This is a genomic window from Pseudomonas sp. P5_A2_2 (assembly GCF_054177685.1).
On sequence record NZ_JBGCUL010000146.1, the window covers coordinates 1 to 7,912 of the forward strand.

The following is a 7,912-nucleotide window of genomic DNA, read 5'->3' on the forward strand; positions in this document are numbered from 1 at the left end:
GCCGTAAAGGGATTGCCGTCTGATCAGGCGCGCCCTGCACAATTTCCAGAACCGTCTCGCGGTAATACGCACGTCCCACGCCCGACACTTTTGGCGTGGGGCGTTTTTTTGTGGCCGGGTTTTTCCAAAGGCAATTTCGGCTTGAGCGGTTAGCACATCAATGGCTTTCTAGCGTGCATCGGCAGGGAGTGTCGGTGCCAGCGAAACGGTATTACTGTCGCGTTTGTTTTGATTTCTATACCACTGGGTGGTATGTTTTATGGAAGGGATGCCGATGTCACCAAGGCTGTTCAAGACAAAGCGCTTCGCAATGCAGGCTGCCAAGGCCTGGATCGGTGATGACGAACTCCGGGAGGCATTCACCGAAATGCTCAATGGTCAGGCTGACAATTTGGGCGGCGGGGTCTGGAAGAAGCGTTTGAATGCCAACCGCCATCGCTCGATTATCCTGGCCAAGGGCGGTGCTCATTGGGTCTATCAGTTCCTGTACGCAAAAAAAGATCAGAGCAATATCAGTCCCAGGCATTTGCTCGACTTGCGAGAGTTGGCCAAGACATATGGTGGACTGACCGAAATGGAAATTCAGCGCTTGCTGGATGCAAAGGAGTTTGTGGAGATACCAAATGAGTAAAAAATTCAAAAGTGAGCTATCGGAATCGATCCACGAATCGGCCAGTGCCTTGTACGCCATAGGTGCAATCAGCAAGGCGACCATGCGTGAATTCGATGAGTCCTGTCTTGCAAGGGTGCCGGATGCGATTCCCGCGCAGGAGATCAAGGCATTGCGCGAGCGTAACAATGTCAGCCAACCGGTGTTTGCGCGCTACCTGAATACCAGTGCTTCCACGGTCAAGCAATGGGAAGCAGGGGATAAGCACCCCAGTGGCATGGCGCTGAAGTTGCTGAGTGTTGTGCGCAAACACGGTCTGGAGATACTGGCCTGAGGAATCGGGCTGAACCCTGACAAACGGCACAGGTCGATTAGCTGTAGGACTCGAACGAGTCCACCCGAATCAGGAGCTGTCCCATGGACTTTATTCGCATCATCATCGCCATCCTGTTGCCGCCACTGGGTGTGTTTCTGCAAGTAGGATTCGGCGGGGCGTTCTGGCTGAATATTCTGCTGACGTTGTGCGGTTACATTCCGGGGATCGTGCATGCGGTGTACATCATCGCCAAGCGCTGAGCTGAGTGTCGGCAGGTAGACCGCCTTCGCGAGCAGGCTCGCTCCCACAGAATTTGTGCATGTCACAGAACCTGTGGGAGCGGCGGTGCGGCGATCCGACTTGCCCGCGAAGGGCGCGCCACCGTTTCGGCAATGAGCGCGGGCTTCAGTCCACTAAATCCATCACCCGCCGATAAAACAACCACTCCTGCTCCAGTGCATGGGCCTGATTGCCGGCCTTGCGAAAGCCATGGCGTTCATCGGCGTAGTAATGCGCTTCGACCAGGATGCCGTTGTTCTGCAGGGCCTCGACCATGTCGCGGGTCTGCTGCGGGATGACCACGGCGTCCAGTTCCCCCTGGAAGAAGATCACCGGCACGCGGATGTTGCCGGCATGCAGCAGAGGCGTGCGGGCCGCGTAGCGTTCGGCATCCCGCAGAGGATCGCCGATCAACCAATCCAGATAATCGCTTTCGAATTTGTGGGTCGTGCGCCCCAGCGCCACCGGATCGCTGACCCCATACAGACTGGCGCCGGCGCGGAACACGTTGTGAAATGCCAAGGCGCAAAGGGTGGTGTAACCGCCAGCACTGCCGCCGCGGATGAACGCTTTGTCGCCATCGATCAAGCCACGTTCGGCGAGATGACTGACCACCGCGCAAGCGTCTTCGACATCCACATCGCCCCAGCTCAAATGCAGCGCCTGACGATAGGCCCGGCCATAACCGCTGCTGCCGCGATAGTTGAGGTCGGCCACGGCGAAGCCCCGCTGAGCCCAGAATTGAATGCGCGGATCGAGCATCGGGTAGCACGCCGACGTCGGTCCGCCATGGATGAATACCACCAGTGGCGGTTTCGCCTCGCCGGTCATCGCCGGGTAGAAGAAGCCGTGTGCTTCGCCTGAGCCACTCGGGTAGCGCAAGGTTTGCGGGCGGCTGATCTGGTCGGGAGCAAGCGGTGCAATGCCGCCGGCCAATACTTTCACTTGCCGGCTCTGGCGGTCGATGGCGATGACGGCGGTTGAACTGACGGGCGACGCCGCGATGCAATAGATGAACTGCTCATCCACGGCGAGATGGCGGAAGCGGCTGTAGGCGCCAGTGAAGTCTGCGCTGGCGTCGCCGCAAATACCCAATCGGCCAAACCCGCCTTCGGTCCAACTGGCCAGATAGCTGTTTTCGTTCAGCGGTATCCAGGTGCAGCCGCCAAGTTGCCAGGGCGCGGGACCATGGTCCGCGGTGCTACATGGCAACGGACTCAGGCCATTTGCAGATTCTTTCCATGGCTGCCAGTAACCAGCGCGATCCGTCAGGCAATACAAGCGACCGCCAGTATCAAACCGCGGTTGTTGCACAGACTCTTGAACGCCGTCGCCCGCCACACAACGAGCCTCGGCAAACCCGCCGTTGGCGAGGCGCTCGGCAACCATCAAGCGGGTCGCTGTCCATGGCTGATCCGGGCGACTCCACTCGATCCAGGCCAGGCGCCGGGCATCAGGGCTCAGCGTCGGCGCCGCGTAGAAATCAGCACCCTCGGCCAGCAGGTGACGTGCGCCATCGAGCAGATCGATCGCCACCAGTCGGTGTTGGTCGCGGTGCTCCTCGACCGCCAGCACCTGGCCGTTGGTGAACTGCAGATCGCCATAACGGCACGCACCGGACGTCRGCCTTTCGGGCAATTCGTCTTGTAGTGATTGCCGATACAACTGCTGGTCGGCCTCGTTGACGAAAACGATACCGTCGTCCGTCAGACAAAACGCGCCACCGCCATATTCGTACACCCGGCTGCGCACACTGAACTCAGGTGGCGTCAGGCATTTCGCTGCACCGTCACGCCAATGCCAGATCCGGCACGCCGCGTCTTCAGGTCGGTACTCGTTCCAGAACAGGCCCTGTCGACCGACCTGCAGTTCGGCAAAGTCGATACCGGCGGCCACGGCTTTGGCAGCGCTGAAGGGTTCAGCTTTTGGCGATGAGGCGTGAGTTTCGTTCATTGCGAAAGGCCAGTTGGTCGATGGTCTGGGTAGCGTGCCTGGCTTCTTCGCGAGCCTTGAGGATCACGCCGTGTTGTGGCGACTTGCTGCACACCGGGTCGGCGTTACTTGCATCACCGGTGAGCATGAACGCCTGGCAGCGGCAGCCGCCGAAGTCTTTTTCTTTCTCGTCGCAGGAGCGGCACGGCTCGGGCATCCAGTCATAACCGCGAAAGCGGTTGAAGCCGAACGAGTCATACCAGATGTGCTGCATGCTGTGCTCGCGCACGTTGGGAAACTGCACCGGCATCTGTCGGGCACCGTGACAGGGCAACGCGGTTCCGTCTGGCGTGACCGTCAGAAAAATACTGCCCCAGCCATTCATGCAGGCTTTCGGGCGCTCTTCGTAATAGTCCGGGGTGACGAAAATCAGCTTGCACGGATGCCCTTCGGCTTCGAGTTTGGCGCGGTACTCGTTGGTGATGCGTTCGGCGCGCACCAGTTGTTCTTTGGTCGGCAATAGCCCGACGCGATTGAGTTGCGCCCAGCCGTAGAACTGGCAGGTGGCGAGCTCGACGAAGTCCGCTTCCAGGGCGATGCACAGCTCGATGATGCGGTCGATCTGGTCGATGTTGTACCGATGGGTCACGAAGTTCAGCACCATCGGATAACCGTGGGCTTTCACCGCCCGGGCCATTTCCAGTTTCTGCGCAAAGGCCTTTTTCGAACCGGCCAGCAGATTGTTCACTTGTTCGTCGCTGGCCTGGAAGCTGATCTGGATGTGATCGAGACCGGCCTTCTTGAAGTCGCTGATTTTCTGCTCGGTGAGGCCGATGCCGGAGGTGATCAGGTTGGTGTAGAAACCCAGCTTGCGGGCCTCGGCAATCAACTCGGCGAGGTCCTGRCGCACCAGCGGTTCGCCACCGGAAAAGCCCAGCTGCGCGGCGCCCATTTCCCGCGCTTCGCGGAACACCTTGATCCACTGTTCGGTGCTCAGCTCCTTGCCTTGTTCGGCGAAATCCAGCGGATTGGAGCAGTACGGGCATTGCAGCGGGCAGCGGTACGTCAGCTCGGCCAGCAGCCATAGCGGCAAGCCGATTTCAGGTTTGGGCGGCACTTGCACCGATGAATCAGGCAAGTTCGATCCAGTGCTGCGCACGGGCAACCTCCATGAATTGCTCGATGTCGTCACCGAGCTCGGGCACGCCGGGGAACTGTTGGTCGAGCGCATTGATGATCGCCGCGACATCCCGTTCACCGTCAATCAAACCACCGATCAGCGCGGCACTTTCGTTGAGCTTGATCATGCCTTCCGGGTACAGCAGCACGTGGCCTTTCTGTGCCGGTTCGTACTGGAAACGATAGCCGGGACGCCAGGTCGGGGTCTTGCTGCGATCGAAACTCATAAGGTGATTCCTTTATGCCAGACCCGTTCCCCGGTCACGCTGTGATACGGCGGGCGTTTCAGTTMGTAGGCCATGCTCATGGCATCGAGCATGCTCCAAAGAATGTCCAGTTTGAACTGGAGAATTTCCAGCATGCGCTCCTGGCCTTCACGGGTGGTGTAGTGCTGCAACGTGATCGCCAGACCATGCTCGACATCCCGCCGTGCCTGGCCCAGGCGCGTGCGGAAATACTCGTAGCCGGCCGGGTCGATCCATGGGTAATGCTGAGGCCAACTGTCCAGGCGTGACTGGTGGATTTGCGGGGCGAACAGTTCGGTCAGCGAGCTGCTCGCGGCCTCCTGCCAACTGGCACGGCGGGCGAAGTTGACGTAAGCGTCCACGGCGAAGCGCACGCCGGGCAGCACCAGCTCCTGGGAACGCAGCTGGTCCGGGTCGAGGCCCACGGCCTGGCCCAGACGCAGCCAGGCTTCGATACCTCCGTCTTCACCGGGCGCGCCGTCGTGGTCGAGCAGGCGCTGAATCCATTCGCGGCGGATCTCGCGGTCCGGGCAGTTAGCGAGGATCGCCGCGTCCTTCAGGGGGATGTTCACCTGATAGTAGAAACGGTTGGCGACCCAGCCCTGAATCTGTTCGCGGGTGGCCCGGCCTTCGTACATCGCCACATGGTAGGGGTGATGGATGTGGTAGTAGGCGCCTTTGGCGCGCAGGGCCGCTTCGAATTCGGCGGGGGACATTGGGGTGTTGGTCATTGCGGTTCTCCAGGAACAACCATAGAGGTGTAGTGCTTGTACCTGCCTCATCGCGAGCAAGCTCGCTCCCACAGGGTTACGCGGTCAACTGTGGGAGCGACGGTGCGGCGATCCGACTTGCTCGCGATAGGGCCATCCGCTACAACACAATACTCATGCCGTCATACGCCACTTCAACCTGGCGCCGATCCAGCTCCGCACGCTCCGGCGAGTCTTCATCGAGAATCGGGTTGGTGTTGTTGATGTGGATAAGTACCTTGCGCTGCTCGGGCAGTTGTTCCAGCACTTCGAGCATTCCACCAGGGCCGTTCTGTGCCAGGTGGCCCATTTCGCGACCGGTACGGGTACCGACGCCGCGCCGCTGCATTTCATCGTCATCCCACAAGGTTCCATCCACCAGCAGGCAATCGCTGCCGGCCATGATTTCCAGGAGTGGCGCATCAACCTTGCCCAGTCCCGGTGCGTAGAATAGTTTGCCGCCGGTGTTGAGGTCTTCGATGATCAGGCCAATGTTGTCGCCCGGATGCGGGTCGAAGCGGTGTGGCGAGTACGGCGGCGCGGCACTGCGCAAAGGCAGCGGGGTGAAGCGCAGGTTCGGGCAGGCGGGGATGGTGAAGCTTTGATCGAGTTCGATACGGTTCCAGTTCAGCCCGCCGTTCCAGTGAGTCAGCATGTTGAACAGTGGGAAACCAGTGCTCAGATCCTCGTGGACCATGTCGGTACACCAGACCTGATGCGGGCAGCCCTCGCGCAGCATGAGCAGGCCGGTGGTGTGGTCGATCTGGCTGTCCATCAGGATGATCGCGCCGATCCCGGTATCGCGCAGGGCGCGGCCCGGCTGCATCGGGGCGAAGCTCTGGAGTTGGGCGCGGATGTCCGGGGAGGTGTTGCACAGCACCCAGTTCACGCCGTCATCGGAAATCGCGATGGACGATTGCGTCCGCGCCTTGGCCCGCAGGCTGCCGTCACGAAAGCCTGCGCAGTTCACGCAGTTGCAGTTCCACTGGGGGAAGCCGCCGCCGGCAGCGGAACCTAGAATCTGGACAAACATGGGCGCTCCATCATTTCAACGCTGAAAATAAAACGCCTCGGGATAACCGAGGCGTTAGCTGCAGTCTGCCAAGGCAGATTAGCGRCTGGCGAAGTACATGGTGACTTCAAAGCCGATACGCAGGTCGGTGTAGGCAGGTTTGGTCCAGGCCATAAGTTGAACTCCTTCAGGTGGGGGTGAGACAGCGCTATCTATAGGTATAGTCCACCTCAAATCAGAGATGTTCCAGACAGTTAGGTGGCTATGTTACTCAAAATTTCGAAGGGATTGCCCGTGAAACTTTGAGAAAGCGCCTTACAGCTCCGGTAATGATCATTTTGTCGCTTGCCAGGGAGTGCCGGGTGCAGGGCTGTTCGCCAGGCAGCGCCAACCGCCCTCGGCCTGATTCAATCGCTTTACGGCGGCCAGCAGTTCGGCCCGCTCGATCAGCAGGATTGCCTCGGGCAATTGAGTCAGATAATCCGACGAGCGGCCGCCCAACTTGCCCTGCCAAAGCATTTCCGCAGCTTGGGCAGTGGGCAATGCGGCGCTGGAAAACTGCTCGGCCAAGGTCTGGCGCTGGGCGATGAACGAGGTGTCGTCGATGGCGTTGATCAGCTCTGGCAATCCGCTGAGGAATTGCTCGATGTGTTGCAGCAGCTCCGCCGGTGCAACGCTTGGCGATTGCACGCCGAACAGCAACCCGGTTTGCCCGTGAATCTGTCGCAGGGCGCTGAACACTGCATAGCCGAGCTGCAGCTCAACCCGCAGGCGCTGGTAGAACGGCGTCTGGCAGAGGTGTGCCAGCAAACGCCACGCGGCTTCGTCGGCCATTTCATCGGTAGCTGTAGGGCAAAACAGCAGCAGCGCGTGCTCGCTGGAGCCGGTATCGACAGTGTTCCACAGACGTTGTGAATGGATCGAGGAGGGTGGCGTCAGCTGATTGTCCGGCGTGCCGGGTATGCGGCTCAAGGCCAGGCCCATGGCCGCTTGAGTCTGAGCCGATAAGCCGATGGCCAACCCATCCCATCGCGCACTCGACCAGAGTTGCTGCAGGTCATCCGAGCTCGTGCTGTGCTCGAGGCAGTGATCGGGCAATGTTTTGAGCAGTTGCCGAATCGGAATTAGCGCAACACTCGTCGGTTCGGATTGTGAGACAACGGCATCAGGGTTTGTCAGTTCTTTCAGCACATGCTCAAGGACGCTGGGCATCGGTTCCTGTAGCCCGGTCATTTTCAGCAGCCATTCGCTGCCCGACGCGCTGAAGGAAAAATCCACACCGGCCTGGCGCGCGTCTTCGCGCAACGGTTGCAGGTGGTTTTCCAGTCGTGATTGAAGATGGCTGCCGGGAGCCGAGTCCAGGCGCCAGCGCAGATAAATCGCACCATCCGCGTTGTTGTCCGGCCATGCCTGGCTGAATTGCATCGGCGAACGTTCACGACGGCTGCGCGAGCGATCCTGGGCAAAAGTGCGCAGGCCGCGGTGGGCGCTGGTTTGGCCGCGAATCAATCCGGCGTTGGGTGCCGGTGCTTCGCAGCATAAGAACGGGTTGGGTGCTGGCAAATGCCAGGGGCCGCTGAAGTTATCCAC

At 60.0% G+C, this 7,912-nt stretch carries 10 protein-coding genes; 3 read left to right on the forward strand and 7 right to left on the reverse strand.

The window, feature by feature from the left end; translation table 11 throughout:
- Positions 1-274: 274 nt before the first annotated feature.
- The 3 genes from ACXRVY_RS11840 (at position 275) to ACXRVY_RS11850 (ending at position 1,186) form a co-directional block, all read left to right on the forward strand.
- Complete coding sequence (locus tag ACXRVY_RS11840) at positions 275-631, forward strand: type II toxin-antitoxin system RelE/ParE family toxin (protein ID WP_095944832.1); 357 nt, start codon at positions 275-277, stop codon at positions 629-631.
- Positions 624-944: a helix-turn-helix domain-containing protein gene (locus ACXRVY_RS11845; RefSeq protein WP_223456901.1), complete on the forward strand. Its 321-nt coding sequence runs from the start codon at positions 624-626 to the stop codon at positions 942-944. Before ACXRVY_RS11840 ends, ACXRVY_RS11845 begins: the two co-directional genes overlap by 8 nt.
- A gap of 83 nt (positions 945-1,027) precedes the next feature.
- Positions 1,028-1,186 (forward strand): YqaE/Pmp3 family membrane protein, encoded by a 159-nt coding sequence (locus ACXRVY_RS11850; RefSeq protein ID WP_003228885.1) that lies wholly within the window; start codon positions 1,028-1,030, stop codon positions 1,184-1,186.
- 145 nt (positions 1,187-1,331) lie between these two features.
- Here ACXRVY_RS11850 and ACXRVY_RS11855 read toward each other — a convergent pair whose 3' ends face one another.
- The 7 genes from ACXRVY_RS11855 to ACXRVY_RS11885 form a co-directional block, all read right to left on the reverse strand.
- On the reverse strand, positions 1,332-3,158 hold the full coding sequence (locus ACXRVY_RS11855) for a prolyl oligopeptidase family serine peptidase (protein ID WP_458237447.1): 1,827 nt from the start codon (positions 3,156-3,158) through the stop codon (positions 1,332-1,334).
- Entirely contained in the window at positions 3,124-4,260 is a 1,137-nt protein-coding gene (gene pqqE, locus ACXRVY_RS11860; RefSeq protein WP_411740678.1) for a pyrroloquinoline quinone biosynthesis protein PqqE, read from the reverse strand. Before pqqE ends, ACXRVY_RS11855 begins: the two co-directional genes overlap by 35 nt.
- Positions 4,261-4,267: 7 nt before the next feature.
- A complete protein-coding gene (gene pqqD / locus ACXRVY_RS11865) occupies positions 4,268-4,543 on the reverse strand; it encodes a pyrroloquinoline quinone biosynthesis peptide chaperone PqqD (RefSeq protein ID WP_223456907.1) in 276 nt (91 codons plus the stop codon).
- Positions 4,540-5,292 carry a pyrroloquinoline-quinone synthase PqqC gene (gene pqqC / locus ACXRVY_RS11870; RefSeq protein ID WP_458237448.1) on the reverse strand — a complete coding sequence of 251 codons (753 nt, stop codon included), beginning with the start codon at positions 5,290-5,292 and terminating at the stop codon, positions 4,540-4,542. The genes pqqD and pqqC overlap by 4 nt, the downstream gene beginning before the upstream one ends.
- A 139-nt stretch (positions 5,293-5,431) precedes the next feature.
- Complete coding sequence (gene pqqB, locus ACXRVY_RS11875) at positions 5,432-6,343, reverse strand: pyrroloquinoline quinone biosynthesis protein PqqB (protein WP_223456912.1); 912 nt, start codon at positions 6,341-6,343, stop codon at positions 5,432-5,434.
- A gap of 78 nt (positions 6,344-6,421) precedes the next feature.
- Positions 6,422-6,496, reverse strand: a complete 75-nt coding sequence (pqqA, locus tag ACXRVY_RS11880; protein ID WP_003444522.1) for a pyrroloquinoline quinone precursor peptide PqqA — start codon at positions 6,494-6,496, stop codon at positions 6,422-6,424.
- A gap of 159 nt (positions 6,497-6,655) precedes the next feature.
- Positions 6,656-7,912, reverse strand: a 1,257-nt coding sequence (locus ACXRVY_RS11885; protein WP_458237449.1) for an insulinase family protein, incomplete at its 5' end; no start/stop codon positions are given.

Bases quoted from the DNA above. Each gene is read 5' to 3' on its own strand.
- ACXRVY_RS11845 (WP_223456901.1), top strand. From the start codon at position 624: ATGAGTAAAAAATTCAAAAGTGAGCTATCGGAATCGATCCACGAATCG.
- pqqB (WP_223456912.1), bottom strand. From the start codon at position 6,343: ATGTTTGTCCAGATTCTAGGTTCCGCTGCCGGCGGCGGCTTCCCCCAG.
- ACXRVY_RS11840 (WP_095944832.1), top strand. From the start codon at position 275: ATGTCACCAAGGCTGTTCAAGACAAAGCGCTTCGCAATGCAGGCTGCC.
- pqqD (WP_223456907.1), bottom strand. From the start codon at position 4,543: ATGAGTTTCGATCGCAGCAAGACCCCGACCTGGCGTCCCGGCTATCGT.
- ACXRVY_RS11850 (WP_003228885.1), top strand. From the start codon at position 1,028: ATGGACTTTATTCGCATCATCATCGCCATCCTGTTGCCGCCACTGGGT.